Annotated in this window: 30 protein-coding genes; 16 read left to right on the forward strand and 14 right to left on the reverse strand. The window is 72.0% G+C overall.

What is annotated here, in order from left to right; all coding sequences use genetic code 11:
• The 4 genes from KK097_RS11225 to KK097_RS11240 form a co-directional block, all read left to right on the forward strand.
• A partial coding sequence (locus KK097_RS11225) for a sortase (protein ID WP_214544808.1) occupies nucleotides 1–1,114 on the forward strand: 1,114 nt, incomplete at its 5' end.
• Nucleotides 1,115–1,212: 98 nt separating this feature from the next.
• Nucleotides 1,213–1,989, forward strand: coding sequence for a phosphate ABC transporter ATP-binding protein (locus tag KK097_RS11230; RefSeq protein WP_228513776.1), 777 nt, complete (start codon nucleotides 1,213–1,215; stop codon nucleotides 1,987–1,989).
• A gap of 111 nt (nucleotides 1,990–2,100) precedes the next feature.
• Nucleotides 2,101–2,640 (forward strand): hypothetical protein, encoded by a 540-nt coding sequence (locus tag KK097_RS11235; RefSeq protein WP_214544809.1) that lies wholly within the window; start codon nucleotides 2,101–2,103, stop codon nucleotides 2,638–2,640.
• A gap of 55 nt (nucleotides 2,641–2,695) precedes the next feature.
• On the forward strand, nucleotides 2,696–3,274 hold the full coding sequence (locus KK097_RS11240) for a TetR/AcrR family transcriptional regulator (RefSeq protein ID WP_214544810.1): 579 nt from the start codon (nucleotides 2,696–2,698) through the stop codon (nucleotides 3,272–3,274).
• 82 nt (nucleotides 3,275–3,356) lie between these two features.
• Here the strand turns inward: KK097_RS11240 and KK097_RS11245 are convergent, their stop codons facing one another.
• The gene (locus tag KK097_RS11245) at nucleotides 3,357–4,001 is read right to left on the reverse strand and encodes a GntR family transcriptional regulator (RefSeq protein WP_214544811.1); all 645 of its coding nucleotides are present in this window, start codon (nucleotides 3,999–4,001) and stop codon (nucleotides 3,357–3,359) included.
• A gap of 97 nt (nucleotides 4,002–4,098) precedes the next feature.
• Between KK097_RS11245 and KK097_RS11250 the strand changes: the two genes are divergently transcribed.
• The 4 genes from KK097_RS11250 to KK097_RS11265 all read left to right on the forward strand — a co-directional run bounded on the left by KK097_RS11250 (nucleotide 4,099) and on the right by KK097_RS11265 (nucleotide 7,172).
• The gene (locus tag KK097_RS11250; RefSeq protein WP_214529932.1) at nucleotides 4,099–4,806 is read left to right on the forward strand and encodes a DUF969 domain-containing protein; all 708 of its coding nucleotides are present in this window, start codon (nucleotides 4,099–4,101) and stop codon (nucleotides 4,804–4,806) included.
• Nucleotides 4,803–5,885 (forward strand): DUF979 domain-containing protein, encoded by a 1,083-nt coding sequence (locus KK097_RS11255; RefSeq protein ID WP_214529933.1) that lies wholly within the window; start codon nucleotides 4,803–4,805, stop codon nucleotides 5,883–5,885. The genes KK097_RS11250 and KK097_RS11255 overlap by 4 nt, the downstream gene beginning before the upstream one ends.
• Complete coding sequence (locus KK097_RS11260; RefSeq protein ID WP_250896668.1) at nucleotides 5,872–6,927, forward strand: DUF2891 family protein; 1,056 nt, start codon at nucleotides 5,872–5,874, stop codon at nucleotides 6,925–6,927. Before KK097_RS11255 ends, KK097_RS11260 begins: the two co-directional genes overlap by 14 nt.
• Nucleotides 6,928–6,989: 62 nt before the next feature.
• On the forward strand, nucleotides 6,990–7,172 hold the full coding sequence (locus tag KK097_RS11265; protein ID WP_214529934.1) for a hypothetical protein: 183 nt from the start codon (nucleotides 6,990–6,992) through the stop codon (nucleotides 7,170–7,172).
• 45 nt (nucleotides 7,173–7,217) lie between these two features.
• Here the strand turns inward: KK097_RS11265 and KK097_RS11270 are convergent, their stop codons facing one another.
• The 4 genes from KK097_RS11270 to KK097_RS11285 form a co-directional block, all read right to left on the reverse strand.
• On the reverse strand, nucleotides 7,218–7,520 hold the full coding sequence (locus tag KK097_RS11270) for a putative quinol monooxygenase (RefSeq protein ID WP_214544812.1): 303 nt from the start codon (nucleotides 7,518–7,520) through the stop codon (nucleotides 7,218–7,220).
• A gap of 63 nt (nucleotides 7,521–7,583) precedes the next feature.
• Complete coding sequence (locus KK097_RS11275) at nucleotides 7,584–8,468, reverse strand: 5-oxoprolinase subunit C family protein (protein ID WP_214544813.1); 885 nt, start codon at nucleotides 8,466–8,468, stop codon at nucleotides 7,584–7,586.
• Nucleotides 8,465–9,097, reverse strand: a complete 633-nt coding sequence (locus tag KK097_RS11280) for a 5-oxoprolinase subunit B family protein (protein ID WP_214544814.1) — start codon at nucleotides 9,095–9,097, stop codon at nucleotides 8,465–8,467. The genes KK097_RS11275 and KK097_RS11280 overlap by 4 nt, the downstream gene beginning before the upstream one ends.
• The gene (locus KK097_RS11285; RefSeq protein ID WP_214544815.1) at nucleotides 9,094–9,864 is read right to left on the reverse strand and encodes a LamB/YcsF family protein; all 771 of its coding nucleotides are present in this window, start codon (nucleotides 9,862–9,864) and stop codon (nucleotides 9,094–9,096) included. The genes KK097_RS11280 and KK097_RS11285 overlap by 4 nt, the downstream gene beginning before the upstream one ends.
• A 170-nt stretch (nucleotides 9,865–10,034) precedes the next feature.
• Between KK097_RS11285 and KK097_RS11290 the strand changes: the two genes are divergently transcribed.
• Nucleotides 10,035–10,205: a hypothetical protein gene (locus KK097_RS11290; RefSeq protein WP_214529939.1), complete on the forward strand. Its 171-nt coding sequence runs from the start codon at nucleotides 10,035–10,037 to the stop codon at nucleotides 10,203–10,205.
• A 106-nt stretch (nucleotides 10,206–10,311) separates the two neighbouring features.
• Here KK097_RS11290 and KK097_RS11295 read toward each other — a convergent pair whose 3' ends face one another.
• The 3 genes from KK097_RS11295 to KK097_RS11305 form a co-directional block, all read right to left on the reverse strand.
• Nucleotides 10,312–10,656: a hypothetical protein gene (locus KK097_RS11295; protein ID WP_214544817.1), complete on the reverse strand. Its 345-nt coding sequence runs from the start codon at nucleotides 10,654–10,656 to the stop codon at nucleotides 10,312–10,314.
• 146 nt (nucleotides 10,657–10,802) lie between these two features.
• Entirely contained in the window at nucleotides 10,803–11,624 is an 822-nt protein-coding gene (locus tag KK097_RS11300; protein WP_214544819.1) for an alpha/beta hydrolase, read from the reverse strand.
• A gap of 109 nt (nucleotides 11,625–11,733) precedes the next feature.
• Nucleotides 11,734–12,399, reverse strand: a complete 666-nt coding sequence (locus KK097_RS11305; protein ID WP_214544821.1) for a hypothetical protein — start codon at nucleotides 12,397–12,399, stop codon at nucleotides 11,734–11,736.
• A 57-nt stretch (nucleotides 12,400–12,456) separates the two neighbouring features.
• Here KK097_RS11305 and KK097_RS11310 point away from each other — a divergent pair, with 57 nt between their 5' ends.
• The 3 genes from KK097_RS11310 to KK097_RS11320 all read left to right on the forward strand — a co-directional run bounded on the left by KK097_RS11310 (nucleotide 12,457) and on the right by KK097_RS11320 (nucleotide 14,408).
• Nucleotides 12,457–13,488 (forward strand): YeiH family protein, encoded by a 1,032-nt coding sequence (locus KK097_RS11310; RefSeq protein ID WP_214544823.1) that lies wholly within the window; start codon nucleotides 12,457–12,459, stop codon nucleotides 13,486–13,488.
• Between the two features lie 78 nt (nucleotides 13,489–13,566).
• A complete protein-coding gene (locus tag KK097_RS11315) occupies nucleotides 13,567–14,178 on the forward strand; it encodes a hypothetical protein (RefSeq protein ID WP_214544825.1) in 612 nt (203 codons plus the stop codon).
• Nucleotides 14,178–14,408: a helix-turn-helix domain-containing protein gene (locus KK097_RS11320; protein WP_214529945.1), complete on the forward strand. Its 231-nt coding sequence runs from the start codon at nucleotides 14,178–14,180 to the stop codon at nucleotides 14,406–14,408. Before KK097_RS11315 ends, KK097_RS11320 begins: the two co-directional genes overlap by 1 nt.
• Before the next feature lie 79 nt (nucleotides 14,409–14,487).
• Here KK097_RS11320 and KK097_RS11325 read toward each other — a convergent pair whose 3' ends face one another.
• From KK097_RS11325 to KK097_RS11340, 4 genes are all read right to left on the reverse strand, one after another.
• Nucleotides 14,488–15,564 (reverse strand): ABC transporter permease, encoded by a 1,077-nt coding sequence (locus KK097_RS11325; protein ID WP_214544827.1) that lies wholly within the window; start codon nucleotides 15,562–15,564, stop codon nucleotides 14,488–14,490.
• A complete protein-coding gene (locus KK097_RS11330; RefSeq protein ID WP_214544828.1) occupies nucleotides 15,561–16,442 on the reverse strand; it encodes an ABC transporter ATP-binding protein in 882 nt (293 codons plus the stop codon). Before KK097_RS11330 ends, KK097_RS11325 begins: the two co-directional genes overlap by 4 nt.
• A 358-nt stretch (nucleotides 16,443–16,800) precedes the next feature.
• Nucleotides 16,801–17,526, reverse strand: coding sequence for a response regulator (locus KK097_RS11335; protein WP_214544830.1), 726 nt, complete (start codon nucleotides 17,524–17,526; stop codon nucleotides 16,801–16,803).
• Nucleotides 17,508–18,785, reverse strand: a complete 1,278-nt coding sequence (locus tag KK097_RS11340; RefSeq protein ID WP_250896669.1) for a sensor histidine kinase — start codon at nucleotides 18,783–18,785, stop codon at nucleotides 17,508–17,510. The genes KK097_RS11335 and KK097_RS11340 overlap by 19 nt, the downstream gene beginning before the upstream one ends.
• A 64-nt stretch (nucleotides 18,786–18,849) precedes the next feature.
• Between KK097_RS11340 and KK097_RS11345 the strand changes: the two genes are divergently transcribed.
• Nucleotides 18,850–19,203, forward strand: a complete 354-nt coding sequence (locus KK097_RS11345) for a YciI family protein (RefSeq protein WP_214544831.1) — start codon at nucleotides 18,850–18,852, stop codon at nucleotides 19,201–19,203.
• Here KK097_RS11345 and KK097_RS11350 read toward each other — a convergent pair.
• A complete protein-coding gene (locus KK097_RS11350) occupies nucleotides 19,109–20,311 on the reverse strand; it encodes an MFS transporter (protein WP_214544833.1) in 1,203 nt (400 codons plus the stop codon). The genes KK097_RS11345 and KK097_RS11350 overlap by 95 nt on opposite strands.
• A gap of 62 nt (nucleotides 20,312–20,373) precedes the next feature.
• On the opposite strand from KK097_RS11350, the gene KK097_RS11355 reads away from it, so the two are divergent.
• Nucleotides 20,374–20,961, forward strand: a complete 588-nt coding sequence (locus tag KK097_RS11355) for a TetR/AcrR family transcriptional regulator (RefSeq protein ID WP_214544835.1) — start codon at nucleotides 20,374–20,376, stop codon at nucleotides 20,959–20,961.
• On the forward strand, nucleotides 20,958–21,851 hold the full coding sequence (locus KK097_RS11360) for an alpha/beta hydrolase (protein WP_214544836.1): 894 nt from the start codon (nucleotides 20,958–20,960) through the stop codon (nucleotides 21,849–21,851). Before KK097_RS11355 ends, KK097_RS11360 begins: the two co-directional genes overlap by 4 nt.
• Before the next feature lie 118 nt (nucleotides 21,852–21,969).
• On the opposite strand, the gene KK097_RS11365 is transcribed toward KK097_RS11360, so the two are convergent.
• The gene (locus tag KK097_RS11365) at nucleotides 21,970–22,452 is read right to left on the reverse strand and encodes an ATP-dependent zinc protease family protein (RefSeq protein WP_027465989.1); all 483 of its coding nucleotides are present in this window, start codon (nucleotides 22,450–22,452) and stop codon (nucleotides 21,970–21,972) included.
• A gap of 87 nt (nucleotides 22,453–22,539) precedes the next feature.
• Between KK097_RS11365 and KK097_RS11370 the strand changes: the two genes are divergently transcribed.
• Nucleotides 22,540–23,718: a RimK family alpha-L-glutamate ligase gene (locus KK097_RS11370; RefSeq protein WP_110861118.1), complete on the forward strand. Its 1,179-nt coding sequence runs from the start codon at nucleotides 22,540–22,542 to the stop codon at nucleotides 23,716–23,718.
• The last annotated feature ends 4 nt before the right edge of the window (nucleotides 23,719–23,722 follow it).

The raw sequence follows: 23,722 nt of genomic DNA on the forward strand, positions 1-23,722 counted from the left end.
ACCCCGAAGACTCCACCCCCGAAGACACCACACCCCGAACACCCCGAACACCCCGACGGACGGATCGATGACGAGCTTCACCTCCTGGTTGCCGGGCCGGCGACCCACCGGCGAACCGGACGCGAGCGGCCGCCGTCGCGCCGTCCGGACGTGGCGGCCGATCCGGGCGCTCCGTCCGTCCCGCACCCGGCGTCCGACCCGCCCGGTCAGCGGCTGGTCCCACGAGTCCGTCGGCCCCGCCGCCCGGGCGATCCCGGTCCTCGGCGCCCCCGACCGCTGGCGGTTCAGCGGGTCGGCGATCGTCGTCGTCGGTCTGTTGCTCGTCGGCTTCGCGCTGCAGTTCACGGCCGTGTCGCAGGTCACGTACTCGCGCGACCAGCAGCTCGCCCGTGACGCGTTCCGCTACCAGCTCGCCAACGCCACCGCCCCCGTCGGCCAGACCGGCACCGACGGGCGCCTGGTCCCCGAGGGCACCCCCGTCGCGATCGTCCGGGTGCCTGCACTCGACCTCGACACGGTCGTGCTGCAGGGCACCACGTCGGAGACCACCCGCTCCGGCCCCGGCCACCGTCGGGACACCCCGCTGCCCGGTCAGGTCGGCGCGAGCGTCGTCTACGGGCGCCAGACCGCCTACGGCGGCCCCTTCGGTCGCATCGACCAGCTCGACAAGGGCGCCGTCATCACCGCGACGACCGGGCAGGGGACCGCGAAGTACCGGGTCGTCGACGTCCGCCGCACCGGCGACCACGTCCCCGCACCGCTCGAGGCCGGCGACGGTCGGCTCACCCTGGTCTCCGCCGCCGGGCTGCCGTTCCTGCCCGACTCCGTCGTCCGCGTCGACGCCGAACTCGTCTCGAAGGCCGCTCCCACCCCGACGCCGTCGCTCGGTTACGCCGCACTCGCCCCCGCCGAACTGACGATGGCCGGTGACGGCTCGGTGTGGCCGTTCCTCGTGCTCGGCCTGATCGTCCTGGCCGGCATGGTCGCGCTGTTCGCGGTCGGGATGCGCTTCTGGGGCCGTCGGCAGACACTCGTCGTCGCCGTCCCGGTGGTGCTCGCCGTCGGGCTCTCCGCGGCGTCCCAGCTCACCGTCCTCCTGCCCAACCTGATGTGACCGAAGAGACCACGATGCCCGGAACAGAAACCGAAACCCTCCTCGCCGAGTTCGACAGCTGGTTCGACCGCGTGCCCCCGGCACCGGATCCGTCGACCCTGCCCGCGACGCTCGACGCCCGATCCGTCTCCGCCTGGTTCGGTGACCACAAGGTGCTCGACCGTGTCTCGCTGACCATGCCGGCCGGCCAGGTCACCGCCCTGATCGGGCCCTCCGGCTGCGGCAAGAGCACGTTCCTCCGCACCCTCAACCGCATGCACGAGCTGGTCCCCACCGCGTCGCTCGCGGGCGAGGTGCTCCTCGACGACGTCGACATCTACGACGCATCCCGGCGGATCACCGAGGCCCGGCGGCAGATCGGGATGGTCTTCCAGAAGCCCAACCCGTTCCCCGCGATGAGCATCCAGGACAACGTGCTCGCAGGACTCGCCCTGACGGGCGTGCGGCTCGACAAGGCCGCGAAGGCGGCACTCGTCGAGGAGACGCTCACCAAGGCGGGCCTGTGGAACGAGGTCAAGGACCGTCTCCGGCAGCCCGGCGGCGGCCTGTCAGGTGGGCAGCAGCAGCGGCTCTGCATCGCTCGTTCGCTCGCCGTCCGTCCGCGGGTGCTCCTGATGGACGAGCCGTGCTCCGCCCTCGACCCCACGTCGACCCGGCGCATCGAGCAGACGATCACGGAGCTCGCCACCGACGTGACGATCGTGATCGTCACGCACAACATGCAGCAGGCGCAGCGCGTCTCCGACCGCTGCGCGTTCTTCCTGGCCGAGGCCGGGACACCCGGTGCGATCGTCGAGCACGGCCCGACCGACGCGATGTTCCAGACACCGCAGGATCCGCGCACCGCCGACTACGTCAACGGTCGCTTCGGGTGACGGACTGGAGGCGCGGTGCGGGTTCGCGCCGCGCCTCCCGTCCGGCTGTGGTCGCGGACCACGGCACCAGCGGATGCCCGTCACGCCTGTCCGGGCAGTACGGTCGGGGATGTGAAACATCAGAACCGAGCGATCGAGCAGATGCGGCGGAGTGGGGTCCGGGCGATCCTGATCGCCAGCATGGCGCTCGGGGCCTCGATGCTGAGCGCTCCGAACGAGGCGTCGTGGAATCCGGGGGCGTTCCTGCTCGTCGGTGGCGCCCTCTGCGCCCTGCCGTTCTTGCTGGGACGGCATCGGCGCAGAGGCACCGTGCGGGCCGGGATCTCCACGTCGGACTGGGTGGCTCTGTCGACCGGTCTCGGGGCAGGGCTGCTCGTCGGCCTCCTCTTCTTCGACGGCTCGGCTGCCTTCGCCGCGCTCTTCCCGGTCCCGTTCGTGGCGATCCACGCCGCCGTGAGCCGCTCGGACGGGAGCCTGCGAGCCCGGTCGATCGTGCTCGCGGTGACGGCGGCGTTGGTCGTCGCGATCCTCGTCACGGGTGACGATCTGCAGCGCGGCTTCGCGGACCTCGTCCAGGGGGCCGTGGTCGCCGGCGTCCTGTTGACGCTTGCGCTGGTCCTTCGGAGCGCTGTGCGGAGACAGCGGGCCTGAAGCTGCTGCGGTGCACTCCAGCGCTGCGGGCTGCGTGATCAGTACGGTGGTCGCCATGGCCCGATTCACGCCCCCAGCCGCTGACGCGATGCGCGCCCGGCTCCTGCTCGCCGCGCGGGACGAGTTCGCCGCGGTCGGACTGGCCGCCGGCAGGGTCGAACGGATCGGTGCCACGGCGTCGAGCAACAAGGCACAGGTCTTCCACTACTTCGGCAGCAAGGAGGGGCTGTTCGACGCCCTCGTCGCCGACACCGTGACCGAGACGTTCGCCGAGGCTCCACTCGACACCGCCGACCTCGCCGCCTGGGCCGGCCGGGTGCACGACTCGTACGTCCGTCGCCCCTGGGCCCAGCGGCTCGCGACCTGGCACCGACTCGAGCGTGCCGACGTCCCGCTCGAATCGGTCGTGAGCGCCTACGCCGATGCCGTGGCCGAGGTCGAGCACGCCCAGCGTGCCGGGGTCCTGCCGCGGGCGTTCCGTCCGGCGGTGCTCCTCGGGCTCGTCCTGCACACCGCGGCGTTCTGGAGCGCGACCGCTCCGGAGTACGACCCGCTGGTGCAGGCCGTGACGCCGCCGCGGCGTCGCCAGGTCGTGGTCGACGCGGTCACGGCCCTGCTCGGCGGGAAGTCCTGATTGAGGGGTCCGCAGGGATCAGCGTGAGCGCGCTCGGACCGCGCGTGTGGGGCGGAGCCGCACCGGGCCTCCTGGCCGCCCCTCAGTCGGCTGCGTCGGCGGCGACCCGCAGCGTCCGCTCCGCATCGTCGAGGTAGTCGGCGAGCAGCGCGGAGGCGGCGTCCTGGTCGCCACCGCGCAACGCGGACACGATCGCGTCGTTGCGTTCGACGAAGTCGGCGTGGAACGAGGCCGGGTCCGCGGTGGTCAGGAAGGCGAGCCGCATCTCGGCGAGCAGGCCGTCCATCAGGGCGTGGATCCGCTCGCTCGGCACCGCGCGCACGAGCTCGGAGTGGAACCGGATGTCGGCGGTCCCGACCGCACCCCAGTCGCCCGCGGACGCTGCTGCCCGGGCATCCGCGACCGCTGCTGCGGCGTCGGCGAGTGCCGGCGAGTCGGGTGTGCAGGCGCGGACGGCTGCCTCCTCGAGCACCCGTCGAGCCGCGTAGAGATCGGTGACGTCGGCGGCGGAGAGCCGCCGGACGAACACCCCGCGGTTGAACACGTGCTCGACCAGACGGTCGCGGGCGAGCAGCCGGAACGCCTCGCGCAGGGTGTTCCGCGACACCCCGAGCTGGTCGCTCAACCGCTCCTCGGACAGCTGCGCCCCGGGGGAGAAGTCGCCCGAGGCGATCATGGTGCGCAACCGCGTGGCCGTGGAGTCAGCGCCGCCGACGGTTCGGGTCATGGCACCGATCCTGGCATGCGTGGCGATTGTGAAGGGCGTGTTACAGAGCGGAACCGGCTCTTGCGATTGTTGAACAATGCGGTCCAGACTGTCCCGCATGTTCGTCCTCATCGGCGTCGCCGTCGTCATCGTCGGCTTCGCGCTGCGCATCAACGCGCTCCTCGTCGTCACGGTCGCGGGCATCGTGACCGCGGCCATCGGCGGGATCGGTCCCGTCGGCATCCTCGACGCGTTCGGCAACGGGTTCGCCTCGAGCCGGTCCGTCACGACCTTCGCGCTCGTCCTGCCCGTCATCGGCCTGATCGAGCGCTACGGCCTGCAGGACCAGGCGAAGCGACTCATCGCGAAGCTCGACAAGCTCACGACGGGTCGTCTCCTCGCCGGGTACCTGGTGATCCGGCAGGTCACCGCGGCGGTCGGCCTGACCAGCATCGGTGGCCCGGCGCAGACCGTGCGTCCGCTGGTGTACCCGATGGCCGAGGGCGCCGCGACCAAGAAGTACGGGCGGATCGACGAGCGGATGCGCGAGAAGATCAAGGGCTATTCGGCCTCGTCCGACACCGTCGGCGTGTTCTTCGGCGAGGACGTCTTCGTCGCCGTCGGCTCGATCCTGCTCATCACGACCTTCGTCGACTCGACGTACGGGCTGTCCCTCGAACCGATCGACCTGGCGCTCTGGGCCATCCCCACCGGCATCGCAGCGCTGATCGTGCACGGCGGACGCCTGCTGCTGTTCGATCGCCGACTCGACAAGATGGCGGCGGACGCCCGTGCCGACGCCCCGACCCTGGGGGCAGCAGCGTGATCACCAGCGAATGGCTCTACTGGCTCATCGGCGCGTTCTTCATCGCCGTCGCCGTCCTGATCGTCACCGACACCGCGCACGCGAAGCGCCTGGGCAACGCGGCGTTCTGGGGCATCCTCGGCCTGTCGTTCTTCTACGGCACCTTCGTCGCCGCGGGCACCGTGCCGGCCTGGACGCTCGGGATCGCCGTCCTCGTGATGGTCGCGCTCGCCGGGCTCGGCTTCACCGGCACGACGAGCCGCACCCGGGTCGCGAGCATCCCCGGCGCGGGCACCGGTGCCGAGACCGGCCCCGCCGAGCCCACGGGCGTGACGCAGAAGATCACGAACGCCGGCAGCGGCAGCACGAGTGTGCTCGCCACCACCAGTCCCGACGAGCGCGCCGGGTTCGCGACGAAGTACGGCAACCGGCTCTTCATCCCGGCGCTCGTGGTGCCGGTGGTCGCCGTGCTGGTCGCGACGCTCGGTCCACTCGTCTCGTTCGGTGGCGAACCGCTGCTGGCCGAGGGCAGTGCGACCCTGACCGGCCTGGGCATCGGTTCGGTGCTCGCCGTGGTCGTGGCCGTGTTCGTCCTGCGCCCGCCGAAGGTCGCCACCCCGATCCGCGAGGGCGGACGGCTGCTGCAGGCGATCGGCTGGGCGGCACTGCTGCCGCAGATGCTCTCGACGCTCGGCATCGTCTTCACCCAGGCCGGGGTCGGTGACGCCGTCGGCACGATCATCAAGTCGGTCCTGCCCGACGGCTCGCTGCTCGCCGCCGTGGTCATCTACTGCCTGGGCATGGCCCTGTTCACGATCATCATGGGCAACGCCTTCGCCGCCTTCCCGATCATGACGGCCGCGATCGGCTGGCCCGTCCTGGTGCAGGGCTTCGACGGCAACCCGGCCGCGATCTTCGCGATCGGCATGCTCGCTGGCTTCTGCGGCACGCTCGTGACCCCGATGGCCGCGAACTTCAACCTCGTGCCGGCCGCCCTGCTCGAGATGCGGGACAAGTACGGCCCGATCAAGGCGCAGATCCCGACCGCCGCCATCCTGCTCGTCGTCAACATGGGAGTCATGTACCTTGTCGCATTCTGATGCCGCCTCGATCGACCTGACCCGGGCCGCCTGGGCCGACCGCTTCGCGGCCGTCGTCGCGGACAACACCACCCGCGAGTACCCCTACGCAGCGCACCACGCGACGTCCGGACCGGACGACCGGGCACTGCCCGTCGAGCTCCACCCCGCCTTCGCCACGTCCTACGACTGGCACTCGTCGGTGCACATGCACTGGCTCGCGGCGCGCCTGGTCGCGCACGGCCTGCCCACCGAACTGGAGGCCCGGCTCACCTCGATCCTGCAGGCGCACCTCACGACGGATCACCTCGCGACCGAGGCGGCCTACCTGCGCGAGACCCCGCACTACGAGCGCCCCTACGGCTGGGCCTGGCTCGCGCGGCTCGCCGCCGAGGTCTCGGCATCCGAGGCGCCCGCCGTCCGGGCACTGGCCCCGGGGTTCGCGCCGGTCGTCGACGTCCTCGAGGACCTGGTCGTCCGGTGGATCGACGGCGCAGCACACCCTGTCCGGCACGGCGTGCACTCGAACTCGGCGTTCGGGTTGCTGCTCGTGCTCGAGGCCGCCCGGTCGCTCGACCGTCCGGCCCTGGCCGCCGCGATCGAGGGGGCCGCGAAGGAGTGGTTCGGCACGGACGCCGGCTGGCCGTTCGCCTGGGAGCGGAGCGGGCACGACTTCCTGTCCGCAGGCCTGGCCGAAGCCGACCTGATGCGTGCCGTGCTGCCGGCCCCGGAGTTCGCCGCGTGGGCGCGCGGGTTCTTCGCCTCGGTGCAGCCGGGCGACGCGATCCTGCGCTCGACGGTGGTCCGCGACGAGAACGACCCGCAGCAGGTGCACCTGTTCGGGCTCGACCTGTCGCGTGCGGGGTCGGCCCGGCGCATCGCGGACGCACTCGGCGACGGCGGCTCGGACGGCACCGGCGTCGCCGACCTGCTCGACGACGCGGCGGACCGGCTGCTGACCTCCGGGCTCGCGGCGAGCGTGGGCGAGGAGTACTACTCCACCCACTGGCTGGCGAGCTTCGCCTGGGACGCCATGGAGGCCCGGGAGCACGCCGCTCGCTGACCGTCGTCGGGAGCGCTGACCGTCTGCGGACACGTCGAGGATCCGGAGGTACCTTCGGGGCCATGAGCGATCCGAAGGACGACGACACCCTCGACGACTTCCGCGAGGCGCAGGAGACCGACTACGAACCGGAGCCGACCGTGCTCGACCCCGACGACCTGCCCGTGGTCGACGACGCGGACGACGAACTGCTCCCCGACGACGACCGGCCGGTGCCGCTCGACACCGACGACGACACGATCTGAGTGATCGCGCCGTCGTCGGGCCGCGGCACCGGCGTCGGCGTCACCTCAGTCGAGCGGGACGGTCCGCGCGAAGGTGCGGGTGATCGGCGCGGTCGCCAGGAGCGGGCCGATGGCTGCTGCGCCCTCCGGGGTCGCGCGCCACGCGACGTAGGTGTCGTGGTCCTCGGCGGTCGTCCACGACTCGACGACGACCATCGTGTTCGGGTCGGCATCGTCGACCAGGACCTCGAGCGACTCGAGTCCGTGGAACGACGCGGTCTGTTCGAGCGTCTCGCGGATCGCCGTCTCGACGGCATCGGCGGGGGCGTCGCTCTGGAACTGGACCTCGAGCAGGACGGTCATCGACATGGGGAACCTTTCGTCAGCGGTCTCCAAGCCAACCCCGGACCCCCTGCACTTGTTCCGGGCCGGTCAGTCGACGATGCGGAAGCGGATCACGTCGCCCGGGCGGAGCTGTGCGGCACGGTCGACGGACTCCGGCGTCAGGACCGCGACGACCGGGTAGCCGCCGGTCACCGGGTGGTCGGCGAGGAACAGCACCGGGAAGCCCTCGGGTGGGACCTGCAGCGACCCGGTCTCGACGCCCTCGCTCGGCAGCTCCCCCGTGACGGCGCGGGCGAGCGGCGTCCGTGCGGTGGTGCGGACCCCGACGCGGTCGCTGTCCGCACTGACGGAGAAGTCCTGGCCGGTCAGGGTCGTCCGCCACTCCGGGGCGAACCAGTCGTCGCGGGGACCGGGTACCAGGTCGAGCACGACCGGCTCGTCGGGCCACCGCGGTTCGGGTTGCGGCACGGCGTCCACGATCGGCCACGAGACCCGGGCATCCCCGACGGGCAGGACGTCACCGGCCGTCAGCGGCGGCGGGCCGAGGCGCGCGAGGGAGTCCCACGAGCGACTGCCGAGCACGGGTTCCACCGCGAAGCCGCCGAGGACCGCGACGTAGGTGCGGAGTCCCACGGTCGCGGTGCCGATCCGGAGCATGTCGCCCGGTGCCAGCAGCACGACCTCGTGGGAGGCCGCGCCGCGGACCCGGCCGTCCGCCCGCTCGACCTCGACGGGGCAGGCCGCGCCGGCGGTGGCCGCGACCACGTACGTGTCGGCGCGGAGCGTGACGGAGCCGAGCAGGGCCTCCAGGACGGCGGCGTCGGGACGGTTGCCGACCAACCGGTTGGCGAGCGCCGCGGAGCCGCGGTCGGCGGCGCCGGCCGCGCCGAGGCCCATGTCGCTGAAGCCCGGGCGCCCGAGGTCCTGCGTGGTCGCGCCGTAGCCGACCTGCACGACGGTCAGCGCGGTCATGCCGCACCCGCCACGACGAAGCGGACGAGCGTGCCGGCGGGGGCGAGCGCCGGAGGGGTGCGGTCGAGCGACCACATGGGGACGTCGGTCCGGCCGATGAGCTGCCACCCACCCGGCGAGGTACGTGGGTAGACGGCGCTGAACTCGCCCGCCAGCGCGACCGCGCCGCTCGGGACGGCCGTGCGGGCGGTGGCGCGGCGGGGCAGGTCGAGTGGTCGATCGCTGCCGGTGAGGTAGCTGAAACCGGGGGCGAAGCCGCAGAACGCGCTCGTCCAGAGCTGCCCGGTGTGCCAGGACACGAGGTCGTCGCGCGGCATGCCGGTCAGCTCGGTGACGGCGTCGAGGTCCTCGCCGTCGTACGTGACGGGGATGACGAGCGGCTCGGAGTCGCCCGCGTCGATCGTGTCGGTGTCCGGGGTGACGCGCGTCAGGTCCGAGCGGAGTCGTGCTGCGTCCGTCGTCGTCGGGTCGTACCGGAGCAGCAGCGTCCGGGCTCCGGAGACGACCTCGGTCACCCCGGGCAGCGCGGCGTCGGCGAGTCCGGCACGGAAGGCGATGACGTCGGCGAGGGAGTCGAACGTGGCGAGGAGTGCGGTGCCGCCAGCGGAGCGGACCTCGGGACCGGTCACGGCACGAGTGGTGCGAACGGGGCGATCGTGACGCCGTGCTCGGTCAGGAGCGTCCGGATCGCACGGGCCATCGCGACGGCGTCCGGGGAGTCGCCGTGCACGCAGACCGAGTCGGCACGGACCGCGATTTCCGAGCCGTCGACCGCGGTGGCGACGCCCTCCGTGACCATGCGGAGCACGCGGGCCGCGACCTCGTCCGGGTCGTGCAGCACGGATGCCGGCTGCTTGCGGGACACCAGGGATCCGTCGGGCTCGTACGCGCGGTCCGCGAAGGACTCGCTCACCGTGCGGAGTCCGTACCGCTCGGCCGCGAGCAGGAGTTCCGACCCGGGCAGCGCGAGCACGGCGAGGGACGGGTCGACGTCGGCCACGGCACGGACGACCGCCTCGGCCGGCACCGGGTCGGCGCAGGCCGTGTTGTAGAGGGCGCCGTGTGGCTTGACGTACGTGACGGCGGTGCCGGCCACGCGGGCGGCGGCGGCCATGGCGCCGAGCTGGTGGACGACGTCGGCGTGCAGCTCGTCGGGCGTCACGTGCACCGGGCGACGACCGAAGCCGATGAGGTCGCGGTATGCCACGTGGGAGCCGATCGCGACTCCGCGCTCGGCGGCGGCGCGGGCCGTCGCGAGCATGATCGTCGGGTCGCCGGCGTGGAAGCCGCAGGCGACGTTGGCGCTCGAGACGAGGTCGAGCATCGCGTCGTCGTCGCCCATGGCCCAGGCGCCGAAGCCCTCGCCGAGGTCGCTGTTCAGGTCGATCGTCGTCACGGGTGCTCCCTGTCCTCGCGGGTTGTTGAACAATCTACCCAGCGAGTCGGTCCGTGTCATCCGTCCTCCGGTCCGGGGACGGCTGTTTCCGAGGCGCGCCACGTACTGTTCGAGTCCTCAGTACCACCGGAGGCAGCGTCTCCGGATCGACCTCTGCACTGGAGCAGCTCATGTCTGACAGCGACAACACCCACGGCGCCCCGAAGAACGACTCGGAGGGCACCGAGAAGCCGGGCGGCCTCGGCGACGACAACACGATCCCGAACAACCCCGACGGCCTGGCTGCCGGCCACACCGGCGAGGACTCGCACTTCAACCCCGAAGAGGACGGCGAGCAGTAGGCGCTTCGCCCCCGGGTTCACCCAGAACGACACCGTCGTTGTCGGACGAGAGCGGCGGTGTCGTTCTGCGTCGGCACGGCTCCCGCGCTGACCGACCCGCCGGGGTTCAGTGCTGCGGCGACCGCTTGCCGAACAGCGCGTCGAGGAACCGCGAGAACCGGGACTCCGGTTCGTGGGGTGTCTCGATCGATCGCGTCGGCGACCGGAACGCCAGGTCGTGCAGCATGTTCCGCTTCGACCCGTCCCAGTTCGCGAAGAGGTACGCCCCGCCGATGAACGTCATGCTCCGGACCGGGGTCCGCTTCCACGAGTCGGCGGCCACGTAGTAGCCCGCGTAACCGGCGCGGATGTGCTGGATGACGGTGTCCACGTCGATGACACCGGTCGGCGTCACGACGGCGGTGATGCCCGTGCGGTCGCGGGCGACGTACTCGATGAGGTGTTCGGTCACGATGGAACTCTTCGTCACGGTGGTGAAGCGCCACGGCAGGGAGCGTGGCGGAGGGGATTCGGAACCGCCGTTGCTTCCGATTCCACGATACGTCCGAGGTCGGCGTGCCGTTCCCCGGATGCCGCCGTTCGCCGCCGGATGAGCGCTCAGTGGATGGTCGCTCGGTCGACCCAGCCCGTGATGCGCTCGATCGCGTCGTCGAAGTCCCGGGTGCCGGGTCGGTTGAGGAACGCGTGACGACTGTCCGGCAGGACCTGACGTTCGACCTCGACGCCCGCATCCTCGAGCTCGGTCGCGAAGCGTTCCCCCGAGGTGCGCATCACGTCCCGCTCGGCGTCGACCACCAGGGCACGCGGGAACCGGCCGAGGTCATCGACTGCCGGGTAGACCGCGGTGGGCCGGCCGCCCGCGTACGCGCGGTTGCTCAGGTCGAGCAGCAGTGGCGCATGGGTGAGCCGTCGGTGTCCGCGGACGAGTCGCTGGACCGACCGGTCGCGGGGGAGCCGCTCGTGGAAGAACCCGTAGGCGAGCACGAGGCCGATCAGCGGCGGGGCGGTCGCGACCGCCGAGGCCGCCAGGCATGCCCCGGCACTCGCCCCGCCGAGCACCAGGCCGGACGGTGATTCGTCCCGCAGGTGGTGGAGCACGGCGACGACCTCGTCCCGGGCGTGCGGCGCCCGTCGTCGTCCACGCGGGCCACCCCGACCGAGCCACGGCAGCCCGGGCAGCGGTCCGAGGCGGTAGTCGACGGTCACGACCGGCAGACCCTGCTCGGCAAGCGTGCGGGCGACGGCATCGGACTCGGGCAGGTCGAGGTCCCCACGGAAGAACCCGCCACCGTGCACCCAGACCAGGGTCGGGGATCCCGTGCTGGCGCTCCGGTCCAGCGGTCGGTACCGCCGGATGGGGACCGGTCCGTGTGGGCCGTCGATCCTGTCATCCGCGACATCGATCGTGTCCTGGTGCATCCCCCGCATGGGAGCAGTGTCGCAGCACGCGGGCTGCGGGCAGGTCCACGTCGCTTGAATAGGCATACTTTTGTAGCGCAGGGAGGGACACGGCCCTCGCCCCACGAGTTCAGTGATGGTCGTCCGGCGCGGACGCGACGCCGAGCTCGCGCTGCAGTGCGCGCAGGACCCGCACGAGGGTGTCGAGCTTGCCGGGCCCCGCCTCGAACCCACGCCCGAGCGTGGGACGGGGTTCCACGACGACGTCCTGACCGTCGACCGTGGTGATCCAGATGCCGAAGTCGACCCGCTGTCCGCGTGAGTCCTTCGTCGCGACGGAGAACCTGTCGACCCGCGCCCACGGCATGTCGAACACTGGCTGGTCCCGTGACGGTGCCCACGCGTGCAGGCCGAACTCGTCGACGGTCCAGATCTCGGGGCGGGGCTTCGGGAAGTCGTCGGAGGTGCGCAGGCCCGAAGTCAGCACCGGCAGGTGGAATCGAGGTGCCCTGCCGGCTCCGATGCGCGCAAGCGTCCGGCGGTCGGCTCGGCCCGACGCCATCGTCGACACTGCCAGCAGGAGTCCGAACCCGACCACGATCAACGGCCACACCACGAACGACGCCTGGGTCCGGGCGTTGTCGATGCCGCGCAGGAAGTCCGGGAACGCGAACTCTGCGACGAGCAGGGCGAGCCCCACCGCCGTGGTGATCGCCGCCGCGAGCAGCACCGGCCCCCGCCGCAGCATCTGCCCGTCGCGCAGCCGCTGCACCCACCGTTCCGCCGCGTACTCCACCAGCCCATCCTGCCCGTCACGACCACGGATCGTCCGCGAGCGCGACATGCTGGTCCCATGCAGTCCGTCCGTGCCGCCGCCCCCGGCGTCGCCGTCGCCGTGGCGATCGGGATCGTCGCCACCTTCGTCGGCCGGGTCGTCCCGGTGGTCGGCGGCCCCGTCCCCGCCGTCCTGATCGGTGCTGTGGTGGGGTGGCTCGTCCGGCGTCGCACCGGTGGCACGCTCGCGGTGCTGGCACCCGGGGTCAAGTTCTCGTCGAGCCGGGTCCTGCAGTTCGCGGTGGTCCTGCTCGGGGCGCAGCTGTCCATCGGCGAGGTCCTGCGCATCGGCGGTGAGACCCTGCCGGTGATGCTCGCGACGCTCGTCGTCTGCCTGGTGGCCGCGTGGGGGATCGGCCGACTCCTCCGGGTCTCGGGAGCACTCCGCACCCTGATCGGCGTCGGCACCGGGATCTGCGGCGCCTCGGCGATCGCCGCCGTGACACCCGTCATCGGCGCGGTCAGTGCGGACGTCGCCTACGCGATGTCGACGATCTTCCTCTGCAACATCGCCGCGGTCTTCGCCTTCCCGCTGCTCGGACATGCCCTCGGCCTCAGCCAGCACGCCTTCGGCGTCTTCGCGGGCACCGCCGTGAACGACACGTCGTCCGTCGTCGCCACGGCGACCGTCTACGGCCGCCAGGCGACCGACACCGCGGTCGTCGTGAAGCTGGTGCGCACCTTGATGATCATCCCGATCGCCATCGGGCTGGCCGGACTGGAGGCCCGCCGCGCCGCCCGCGAGCAGCTCGCCCCCGCCTCGGGGCCGGGTCGCGGGTTCCGTGTGTTCCGGTTGGTGCCGTGGTTCCTGATCGGGTTCCTCGTGGTGGTGCTGCTCCGGACGGTCGGGGTCCTGCCCGCGTCCGTGGCGCCGGGGTTCGCGACGGCCGCCTCGTTCCTCATCACGGTGGCGCTCGCCGCGATCGGCTGCTCGACGGACTTCGCGGCGCTCCGCCGTGCGGGCTTCCGGCCGATGCTGCTCGGCATCGCGCTCTGGGTCCTGGTGGCGGGGACGAGTCTCGGCATGCAGGCGGCCTTCGGGCTGCTGTAGGGGCTTGCCGGACTCTGACCTATCGTTTATCGTTACATCGACAATCGATGGTATCGACGATCGACAGGGGAAGAAGCCATGACCACACCCGTCTACGAACCGCCCCGCGGGCGGAACTCCTACCTGGCCTACGTCGTGGCGTGCGCGATCGGCATCGCGATCGTGGTGTGGCGGTACGTCGACCTGCTGGTGCGCTCGATCACCTCGGGCACGGTGGCGGTACCGATCCGGATGCGGGAGACGAGCGACGTCCCGCAGCCTCCCGGTGGTGCGACGGTGACCTCCGACCAGCTCGTGCTCCGGGCGCCGATCGCCGACGTGCCGGGTGGCGCGATCGGGTACATCCGCATCGGCGACGCCATCGAGGTCCTGCTCGTCTGCGCCCTCATCGCCCTGGTCGCGGCGGTGGCCTGGAAGATCTCGCGCGGCGGGCTCTTCGACCGCTCGACCACACGGATCCTCGACTGGCTCGCCGGAGCGGTGCTGGTCGCCGGGTTCCTGCCGTCGTTCGTCCGGCGGATGGGGTGGAACTGGGTCGTGTCCGGGCTCGGTTGGGACGGGTACCTGCCCGCCCCGCTGGTCGAGCACCAGTTCCTGCCGGTGTACCTCGGCCTGCTCGTCGTGGTCTGCTTCCGGTTCGCGCTCACCGCCTCGCAGCGGATGGTCCGCGACCAGGCGGGACTGGTCTGATGCCGCCGGAGCAGGAGGACGGCCACGCGGTCGTCTGTCACCTCGACGACCTGCTGGCTGCGCGGGGGATGACCCTCACGGAGCTCGCCGACCGGGTCGGTGTGACCGTGGTCAACCTGTCGGTGCTCAAGAACAACCGGGCTCGGGCCATCCGGTTCTCGACCCTCACGCGACTGTGCGAGGTGCTCGGCTGCCAGCCGGGCGACGTCTTCTCGGTGCGCGCGGACTGACGACGGGAGGCCCGCCCGACGTGAGCGGGTCTGCTCACGCGGGACGGGCCTCCCGTCTGGGTCTGCCGGGTCTGCGGCGTCAGCCGCGCAGCGCCTCCGACAGCTTCACGCGACTGCCGGTGCGGAGCAGGGCGTTCTCGTAGACGCGAGCGCCGATGACCACGACCGCGACGACCGACGCGGCGACGATGACGAGCGACAGGATCGGCTCCCACCACTCCGCGGTCCCCAGGAAGATCCGCATGGGCATGCCGATCGGGGCGCTGAACGGCACGTACGACATGATGCCGAGGATCGTCGGGTTGTCGTACGCCACGATGATCAGGAAGTACGGGATCATCACGAGCATCATCACCGGGGTGGTGACGCTGCCGACGTCCTCTTGACGCGAGACGAGCACGGCTGCGGCGGCGAACAGTGACGCGAGGAGCACGAACCCGATCGCGAAGAAGCCGATGAACCACAGGATGCTCGGGCCGAGCATCGCGAACATGTTGTCCTGCCCGGTCACCGCCAACGTGACGATCGCGGCGACGGCCACCGCGACGATCTGGGCGAAGGCCATGATGCTGTTGCCGAGGACCTTGCCGGCGAGCAGCGCCCTGGCCGGGATCGCGGACATCAGGATCTCGACCACCCGCGTCGACTTCTCCTCGACGACGCTCTGCGCGATCGACTGGCCGAAGGTCACCGCCGACGCGAAGTACACGACGCCGAACGCGATGGCGATGAGGTAGACGAGGCCACCGGGCAGTGCGTTCGGGTCGAGCAGCTCGATGCGCGGAGTGACGCTCAACGCCGAGACGACCTCGGACGGGGCCTCGTCGAGCCCGACGACCTTGTAGCCGAGCGGGTCGTCCGACGGCACGATCGCCGCGTCGACGTCGCCCTTCGTCACGAGCCGTTCGGCGTCGTCGACCGATGCCGACTTCGTGACGTCGAGCCCACTGGTGGTCGGCAGCGAGACGCCGTCGACGACCGCGACCGGGGTGGTGTCATCCGCGGTGGCCTTGCTCACGATCCCGCCGACGACGATCGACGCGACGACCATGCCGATCAGGATGAGCGCCGAGACCACGAAGGCCTTGCTGCGGATGCGCGCCTGGATCTCGCGTGCGGAGACGAGCCGTACGGCCTGCACGAAGGAGTTGTTCATCGGACGACCTCCCGGAAGACCTCGCTGAGCCGCGGCACCCGCGGCGAGAACGACCCGACCGTGCCGTGCTGGACGGCACGCTGCAGGACGCGCTGGGCGGTGGCCGCATCGGCCTCGAAGACCGCGTAGCCGCCGTCGAACTCCCGCACGGCCACACCCGGCTCGTCGCGGAGCCAGGCGACGTCCCCGTCGACCAGCAGCTCCCAGGCGGCGGGGCCGGCCTGCTTGCGGAGTTCCTCCTGCGGACCGGCGGCGCGGATCGTGCCGCCGGCGATGACGACGACGTCGTCGCAGAGCCGCTCGACCACGTCGAGCTGGTGGCTCGAGAACAGCACCGGGACGCCCCGGGCCGCGGTCTCGCGCAGGACGCCGAGCACCGTGTCGACGGCCATCGGGTCGAGGCCCGAGAACGGCTCGTCGAGCACGAGCACCTCGGGGTCGTGTGCCAGCGCCGCTGCGATCTGCACGCGCTGCTGGTTGCCGAGCGAGAGCTTCTCGACGGGGTCTCCGGCGTGCGCGGTGAGTTCGAGGCGTTCGAGCAGCTCGCCGGTCCGGTTCGTCGCGGCGCGCTTGTCGACGCCGTGCAGCCGGGCCAGGTAGGTGACCTGCTCGGCCACCGGCATCTTCGGGTACAGGCCGCGTTCCTCGGGCATGTAGCCGAAGCGGCGGCGGTCGGCGGGACGCACCGCGGTGCCGTCGATCGAGACCGAGCCGGCGTCGGCCTGGAGCACGCCGAGCATGATGCGCATGGTGGTGGTCTTGCCGGCGCCGTTGCCGCCGACGAACCCGGTGAGGCGGCCGCTGCCGACCGTGAACCCCACGTCGTCGAGCACCCGGCGGTCACCGAAGTGCTTGGTCACCCCTTCGATGGTGAGCATGTCGTTCCCCTTCGTCGCGACGCTGGTCGTCGCTGCGTCCGACGCTATTGGCCGGGAGGCACGCCCCACCTCCGCCGTCAGGCGGGACTTGGGTGGGTGGTCGGCTCCACCGCGTGGGGGAGGAACGCGCGTCGGCCCGGTGGGGCGGGTGCGCCGGGTCGGCACGGTGCGCGCTGGGTGCGGGTCGGCACGGTGCGCGCTTGTTCGGCTCGTGCGGGTTTGGTTGCTCGGTGCGTCGTGCTGGCGGAGCACGGTGCAGTCAAGGCCGCACGGGTTGAGCGACCCTGCTCGGTGCGGGCTGGGTGCGGGTCGGCACGGTGCGGGCTTGTTCGGCTCGTGCGGGTTCGACCCGGCTCGGTCAACCGGCGACGCCGTGCTCGAAGGCCCAGACGACGGCCTGGATCCGGTCGCGCAGTGCGAGCTTCTGGAGCACGTTCGACACGTGGGTCTTGACGGTGGCGTCGCCGACGTAGAGCTCGGCGGCGATCTCCGCGTTGCTCAGGCCCCGGGCGAGGAGCCGCAGCACCTCGGTCTCCCGCTCGGTGAGCCCGGCGGTGGCGAGCGCTCCCGCGCCCGTCGTGGCAGGTGTCGCGGTCGTCGCGGTCGTGGTTGTCGCCGAGGTCCGGGCGGCAGCCGACGCCGTCGCCCGGCTGATCACCCGGCGCGTGACGTCCGGCGCGAGCAGGGCGTCCCCCGCGGCGACGGTCCGGACCGCATCGATCAGCCGCTCGGGGGAGGCGTTCTTCAGCAGGAACCCGCTCGCCCCCGCCTCGAGCGCCTGGAACAGCGCGTCGTCGCTGTCGAACGTCGTGAGGATGAGCACCGCCGGCGGGTCCGGCAGCGCCGCGATCCGCCGTGCGGCCTCGAGCCCGTCGACGCCGGGCATCTGCACGTCGAGGCAGACCACGTCCGGGTGGAGTTCCTGCACGGCCTCGACGGCACGCGCTCCGTCCGAGGCCTCGCCGACCACCCGGAACCCGGGCTCGGACTCGAGGATCACGCGGAAGCCTGCGCGGACGAGCTCCTGGTCGTCGGCCAGCACGATCGTCAGGTCGGTCGTTCCGTTCACGTCGTCGGCAGCCATGCCCGCACCAGGTAGCCTCCCCGGGCTCGTGGCCCGATCTCGATCCGTCCGTCCACGGCGGCGACGCGTTCCCGCATCCCGACGTGTCCGAGTCCGCTGCCGGAGGTGCTCCGGGCGGCACGGGCGCCGAGCCCGTCGTCCGTGACCTCCACCTCGACGCCGTCGTCCAGGTACCGCAGCCGGACGTCGGCGCGGGCGGTCGGGCCGGCGTGCTTGAGGATGTTCGTCACCGCTTCCTGCACGATCCGGTACGCCACCGCGGCCACCGTCGGCGGCACCGGGCGCTCGTCGCCGACGACCACGTACTCGGCGGGGTGACCGGCGACCCGGGCGGACTCGGCGAGCTCACCGATCCGGGTGATCCCCTCGGTGCTCGGGGCGTCGGCGCCACTGGCCGTTCCGCGGCCGTCCGCATCGTCGTCGGAGCGCAGGGTACCGAGCATCCGCCGGAGCTCCTCCACCGCGGTGCGGGCGCTCTCCTCGACCACCCCGAGCGACGCGGCGGCCTGCGCCGGGTCGCGGTCGATCACCCGACGTGCGGCACCGGCCTGCACGCCCATCAGCGACACGTGGTGGGCGACGACGTCGTGCAGCTCGCGGGCGATCCGCACCCGCTCGATGGTGACGGCCTGTGCGGCCGACCGCTCCCGCTCGGTGGCGAGTTCGGCGGTGCGTTCGGCGAGCTCGTGTCGTGCGACCGCGGAGGCCCAGGCCCGGTTGCCGGCGTACCAGGCGGCACCGAAGTAGATCACGTTGATGAAGATGTTCAGCAGCGAGATCGCGACGTACGGGGCGACGGGCGAGTCCGTGTCGTTCGGCAGCGCGTTCGGTGACGCCCACCCGAACGAGATCGCGACGAACAACCAGGCGAACATGCTGCCGATGACGACCCAACGCACCGCCTCGGCCCGGACCCGGTCGGAGCACCACGCCCCCACCGTGTACAGCGCGATGAACAGGGTGAAGTTGACGAGGAAGACCTCGGGGACCTGGAGCAGCTGCGTGGCGGCGAAGGCTGCCGCCGACACCAGTGCCACCGACATCGGGAAGCGTCGGCGGAACGCGATCGGGGCCGCGTTCGCGACGATCATCAGCGCGGAGACCCACCAGGCGGCCTGGTCGTCACCGTACGTACCGGCCGACCCGTACAGGAAGGTCGTGACGGCGAGTCCACCGGCCAGCACCACGGCGAGCACCGTGTCCTGCCGGTACTCGTGCCGCCCCACCGGCAGTCGCGACCACTCCGCCGTCGTCCCCATGCAGGAAACGCTACTGGGTGTGCTCGGGCAGGAGTAGCCTCCCGCCAACGAACAGGGAGATGCCATGCAGTTCCTCGTCAACGTCGTAGACGACGGCCAGGCCGCTGCCGTCGGCAACACGTACTCCGCGACCGACGCCGAAGCCGCCGCGGTCGAGGCCTTCAACGAACGGATGGCCGACGCGATCGTGTTCGCCGCCGGGGTCTCCGCGCCGGCGGACGCCATCGTGGTCGACGCCCGCGGGGACGCGGCCGACACCACGCCCGGGCGCGCCACGACCGGGCCCGCCACCAACTCCGACGAGTACGTCGCCGGGTTCTGGGTCATGGACCTCCCGGATGCCGAGACGGCGGCACGGGTGGCGCACCAGGCGTCGCAGGCGTGCAACCGGGCGATCGAGCTCCGCCCGCTGCTCTGACGGCACGGACACCATCCGGCCGACGGGCCACCGCGGGGACGGCGCTCGCAGCGGTCACGACTGCCCCGACCACGAACGTCCCGACGAAGCCGATCGCGCCGACGAGCGCTCCGGCACCCGCCGCACCGACGGCCTGCCCGAGCACGAGCGCGACGAACAGCATCGACGTGCCCGCCGACGACCGCTCGGCATCGATCTCGGTCGTCCACGCGATCAGCGCCCCGGTCGCCGCCGTGTAGCCCCAGCCGAACACGGCACACGCCAGCAGCGCCGCGACCGTCGACTGTGGCGCTGCCCCGAGCACGGCGACGGCGACGGCGACCGACCCCGCCGTGACCGCCCAGAGCGTCCGTGCGCGCAACCCGTTCGTCCAACGCGCGGTGACCACGACGGCCGCTCCGCCGATCCCGAGCGCGATCCAGGCCGACACCGAGACGACGACCGACGCGCCGGCCTCCACCAGCGCCGAACGTCCGTAGGTCCAGACGACGGCGGACCCCGCCCCGAACAGGAGCGCCAGCACGAGGACCCCTCGGTGCGCCGCGAACCACGGAGCGCCGGGCAGTGGCGCCCGGGACGCAGCGGCCCCGCCGCGGGACACCATGAGCAGCAGCGCGCCGACGGCCAGGGCGAACACCCCGGACACCGCCCAGGCCGTCCGCCAGTCGGGCAGCAGCACGAGCGCGAGCACCCCGGCACCCACGAGCCCCGGGCCGGTGCCGGCGTTCACGATCGCCTGCGCTCGACCGAGCAGCGCCGCCGGCACCTGCTCGGCGACGATCCGCACGAGGGCGGGCGACGCGAGTCCGGCACCTGCCGACGCGAGCACGGCGCTGACGCCGAACGCCAGCGAGCCGCCGGCCGTCGCCATCGCGATCGCACCGACCCCCGCCACCAGGGTCGCGATCGCGACGAGCACCCGGGGCATCCGTGCGGCGAGCAGGAACCCGGCCACTGCACCGACGCAGTACAGCGCCGAGGCACCCGACGAGACCCACCCGGCGGCGTCTGCCCGGAGCCCCAGGTCGCGCTGCACGTCGGGCAGGAACAGCCCGTACGCCAGGCGCACCAGGCCGTAGGTGGCGGCGATCAGGCCGAGTCCGCTCACCAGGAGCAGTCGATGTCGTAACGAAAACGATCGTTTCACTTTTCAGAGCCTAGGGTGCTCTCATGGTGATGCGCCCAGGGACCGAGCAACGGCTGCTCGACGCCGCCGAGGAGCTCTTCTTCTCACAGGGCATCGCCGCCACCCCGATCGACGCCGTCCTCGAACGGGCCGGGGTCTCGACAGCCACGCTGTACCGCGGCTACGCGAGCAAGGAGTCGCTCGTCGCCGCGGCCCTCACCCGTCGCCACGATGACTGGATCGCCACCTGGGATCGTGCGGTCGCCGCCGAACACGACGACCTGGGCCGACTCCTGGCGGTGTTCGACGCCCTCGACGACTACCGCTCGACGCCCACGGGCTCCCGCTGGTGCGCCTTCCTCGGCACCGCCGCCGAGTACGCGGACGCCCCCGCCGAGGTCCGGCAGGTCCTGGACCTCGAGACCACCACGTTGCGCCGTCGGCTCGTGGCGCGGGCGGCGCCGGTGGTCGGTCCCCGTGCCGAGGCCCTCGCCGACCAGATGCTGCTCATCGTCTCCGGTTCCCTTGCGATGCGGTTGCGCGACCCCGCGCTCGACACGACGACGGCACGTTCCGTCGCCGCGTCCCTCATCCGGGAACACACCCCAGACGGAACGGCGCCCACCACATGACCCGATCGCGTGCTGCCACGATCACCCGCCGTTCCCTGCTCATCGGTGGCGCGGGCGTCGTCGCCGCGGGAGCCGTGGCCGAGGGGATCAACCTCGGCCTGCTGCCCGGGCGCTCGACCCTGTACCGGGTCCTCGGTCTGGACGGCACCGACGGCACGGTCCCCGACGTCGAGCCGGTTCCCACCACTTCCGGCACCTTCGTGTCGACCGCGCGGAAGGGCCGCACCGTCGGCTGGACGATCGCGGCCCCGGCATCCGACACCCCCTTGCCGGTGGTGGTCGCCCTGCACGGCCACGGCGACGACCACACCTCGTTCTTCGGGCGGAGCCTGGGCTACGACCGGTTCCTCGCAGCGCACGTCGCCGACGGCGGAGCCCCGTTCGCGATCGCCTCGATCGACGGCGGCAACCGCTACTGGCACCCACGAGCCGACGGGGACGACCCCGCCGCGATGGTCGTCGACGAGTTCCTGCCCCTGATCGCCCGCCGCGGCTTCGACACGGACCGCCTCGCCCTGACCGGCTACTCGATGGGTGGCTTCGGCGCCCTCCGGCTCGGCGGAGTCCTCGGCGCCTCGCGCGTCCGGGCCGTCTCGGCCATCAGCCCCGCGCTCTGGAAGTCGGCCGCCGACACCGCCCGCGGCGCCTTCGACGACGCCGCCGACTTCCGCGCGAACACCGTCCTCGGGCGGCAGCGCGCCCTCGACGGAGTCGCCGTCCGCGTCGACTGCGGCAACGGTGACGGGTTCGCGCCGGCGGTGCACGCCTACGTCGACGGCTTCGACACGCCTCCGGCCGGGGGCTTCGAACCCGGCGCCCACACGCACGGCTACTGGCGCCGCCTGGCGCCGCAGGAGCTCGCCTTCCTCGGCCGCCACCTGGGCCGCTGACCCGACGAGCGCCCGGGACGCGCGTCGAGGCGGACGGGAGGCCCGTGGCGGCCCCGCACCGCGCCTCCTGGCCGTCGACCGGTCACCGCAACGGCCCGCGCCGCGTGCCCAGGAGCGCTCAGGCGCGACCGCGGTTGCGCCGCCGGATCTCCTTCGGAGCCCGCCCGGCCATGAAGGACCGTGCGGGATCGACGAGGAAGCCCTGCCGGAGCGCCTCGCGACCGACGAGCATCCGGAACCCCATCTGGTCACGGTTGCTCAAGGTGACCTCGGACTCGACGACCTGCCCGGCCAACGCGATCCGCGTGCGGACCACGATGCGCTCCTGGGTGTGTCCGGTCGAGCTGCGGACGATGCGGCGGTCGTGCACGTCGCACTCGATGGTGGAGGCGTCGGCGTCGGTGTCCTGCCAGGGGTGGAGCGAGAACCGGACCCGCTCGCCGGGCAGTTCCTCGAGGTCGAAGGCGTGCAACGCGGAGCTCCGGGCGCCGGTGTCGAGCTTCACCTTGATCCACGGCACGCCGAGGTCCGGCAGCCCCGCCCACTCCCGCCACCCGGCGACGACGAGCCCGCTGTCGGAGGACTTCGGAGCTCGGGCCATGTGCCCATCCTGTCGCATGCTCCGTGGCCACGTCCGCATGCTTTGATGGGGCGTCGCCGTCGATCCGACCCAGCGGAGAACCCCTCGATGAAACTCGCCATCCTGTCGCGCGCGCCCCAGGCGTACTCGACCCAGCGCCTCCGCGCAGCGGCACTCGACCGCGGTCACGAGGTCAAGGTGCTCAACACCCTGCGCTTCGCGATCGACCTGTCCGGCGACGACCCGGACCTGCTCTACCGCGGCAAGCTGCTGAGCGACTACGACGCGGTGCTGCCGCGCATCGGCAACTCGATCACCTACTACGGCACCGCCGTGGTGCGGCAGTTCGAGCAGATGGACGTCTACACGCCGAACACGGCGAACGGCATCACGAACTCGCGGGACAAGCTGCGGGCGAACCAGATCCTGTCGCGGCACGACATCGGCATGCCGGCGACGACCTTCGTGGCCGGCCGCAACGACGTGCGCGGCGCCATCGAGCGGGTCGGTGGCGCGCCCGTCGTCATCAAGCTCCTCGAGGGCACGCAGGGCATCGGCGTGATCCTGGCACCCGAGGCGAAGGTGGCCGAGTCGATCGTCGAGACCCTGCACTCCACCAAGCAGAACGTCCTGATCCAGCGGTTCATCGCCGAGAGCCGCGGTCGTGACATCCGGGCCCTCGTCGTCGGTGACCGGGTCGTGGCAGCGATGCGCCGGACTGCCTCGGGCGACGAGTTCCGCTCCAACGTGCACCGCGGCGGCACCGTCGAGAAGGTCACGCTCTCGCCCGAGTACGAGGCGGTGGCCGTCCGCTCGGCGCAGATCATGGGCCTCAAGGTCGCCGGCGTCGACATGCTCGAGGGCAACGACGGGCCCCTCGTCATGGAGGTCAACTCGTCGCCCGGGCTCGAGGGTGTCGAGCGCGCCACCGGCCTCGACATCGCCGGTGCGATCGTCGACTTCATCGCGAACCAGGTCGCGTTCCCCGAGATCGACGTCCGCCAGCGGCTGTCCGTCTCGACCGGCTACGGCGTCGCCGAGCTCCTCGTGCACACCAACGCCGACCTGGTCGGCAAGACGATCAAGGAGTCCGGGCTCTGGGACCGCGACATCACGGTCCTCACGCTGCACCGCGGCTCGAACGTCATCCCGAACCCGCGCAGTGGCGTCGCCCTCGAGCCGGGGGACCGCCTGCTCTGCTTCGGCAAGCTCGAGGAGATGCGGTCGATGATCCCGGAGCGCAGGAAGCGGCGTGCGAAGGTGCGGAAGCTGCCGAAGGACGTCTGATCCG

This window comes from Curtobacterium flaccumfaciens (assembly GCF_018598405.1).
GTDB lineage: Bacteria > Actinomycetota > Actinomycetes > Actinomycetales > Microbacteriaceae > Curtobacterium > Curtobacterium aurantiacum.

Bases quoted from the DNA above. Each gene is read 5' to 3' on its own strand.
- KK097_RS11240 (WP_214544810.1), top strand. From the start codon at position 2,696: ATGGCCCGATTCACGCCCCCAGCCGCTGACGCGATGCGCGCCCGGCTC.
- KK097_RS11290 (WP_214529939.1), top strand. From the start codon at position 10,035: ATGTCTGACAGCGACAACACCCACGGCGCCCCGAAGAACGACTCGGAG.
- KK097_RS11320 (WP_214529945.1), top strand. From the start codon at position 14,178: ATGCCGCCGGAGCAGGAGGACGGCCACGCGGTCGTCTGTCACCTCGAC.
- KK097_RS11275 (WP_214544813.1), bottom strand. From the start codon at position 8,468: ATGACCGCGCTGACCGTCGTGCAGGTCGGCTACGGCGCGACCACGCAG.
- KK097_RS11335 (WP_214544830.1), bottom strand. From the start codon at position 17,526: ATGGCTGCCGACGACGTGAACGGAACGACCGACCTGACGATCGTGCTG.
- KK097_RS11310 (WP_214544823.1), top strand. From the start codon at position 12,457: ATGCAGTCCGTCCGTGCCGCCGCCCCCGGCGTCGCCGTCGCCGTGGCG.
- KK097_RS11340 (WP_250896669.1), bottom strand. From the start codon at position 18,785: ATGGGGACGACGGCGGAGTGGTCGCGACTGCCGGTGGGGCGGCACGAG.
- KK097_RS11315 (WP_214544825.1), top strand. From the start codon at position 13,567: ATGACCACACCCGTCTACGAACCGCCCCGCGGGCGGAACTCCTACCTG.
- KK097_RS11325 (WP_214544827.1), bottom strand. From the start codon at position 15,564: ATGAACAACTCCTTCGTGCAGGCCGTACGGCTCGTCTCCGCACGCGAG.
- KK097_RS11365 (WP_027465989.1), bottom strand. From the start codon at position 22,452: ATGGCCCGAGCTCCGAAGTCCTCCGACAGCGGGCTCGTCGTCGCCGGG.
- KK097_RS11300 (WP_214544819.1), bottom strand. From the start codon at position 11,624: ATGCACCAGGACACGATCGATGTCGCGGATGACAGGATCGACGGCCCA.
- KK097_RS11265 (WP_214529934.1), top strand. From the start codon at position 6,990: ATGAGCGATCCGAAGGACGACGACACCCTCGACGACTTCCGCGAGGCG.
- KK097_RS11245 (WP_214544811.1), bottom strand. From the start codon at position 4,001: ATGACCCGAACCGTCGGCGGCGCTGACTCCACGGCCACGCGGTTGCGC.
- KK097_RS11270 (WP_214544812.1), bottom strand. From the start codon at position 7,520: ATGTCGATGACCGTCCTGCTCGAGGTCCAGTTCCAGAGCGACGCCCCC.
- KK097_RS11330 (WP_214544828.1), bottom strand. From the start codon at position 16,442: ATGCTCACCATCGAAGGGGTGACCAAGCACTTCGGTGACCGCCGGGTG.
- KK097_RS11355 (WP_214544835.1), top strand. From the start codon at position 20,374: ATGGTGATGCGCCCAGGGACCGAGCAACGGCTGCTCGACGCCGCCGAG.
- KK097_RS11345 (WP_214544831.1), top strand. From the start codon at position 18,850: ATGCAGTTCCTCGTCAACGTCGTAGACGACGGCCAGGCCGCTGCCGTC.
- KK097_RS11360 (WP_214544836.1), top strand. From the start codon at position 20,958: ATGACCCGATCGCGTGCTGCCACGATCACCCGCCGTTCCCTGCTCATC.
- KK097_RS11250 (WP_214529932.1), top strand. From the start codon at position 4,099: ATGTTCGTCCTCATCGGCGTCGCCGTCGTCATCGTCGGCTTCGCGCTG.
- KK097_RS11370 (WP_110861118.1), top strand. From the start codon at position 22,540: ATGAAACTCGCCATCCTGTCGCGCGCGCCCCAGGCGTACTCGACCCAG.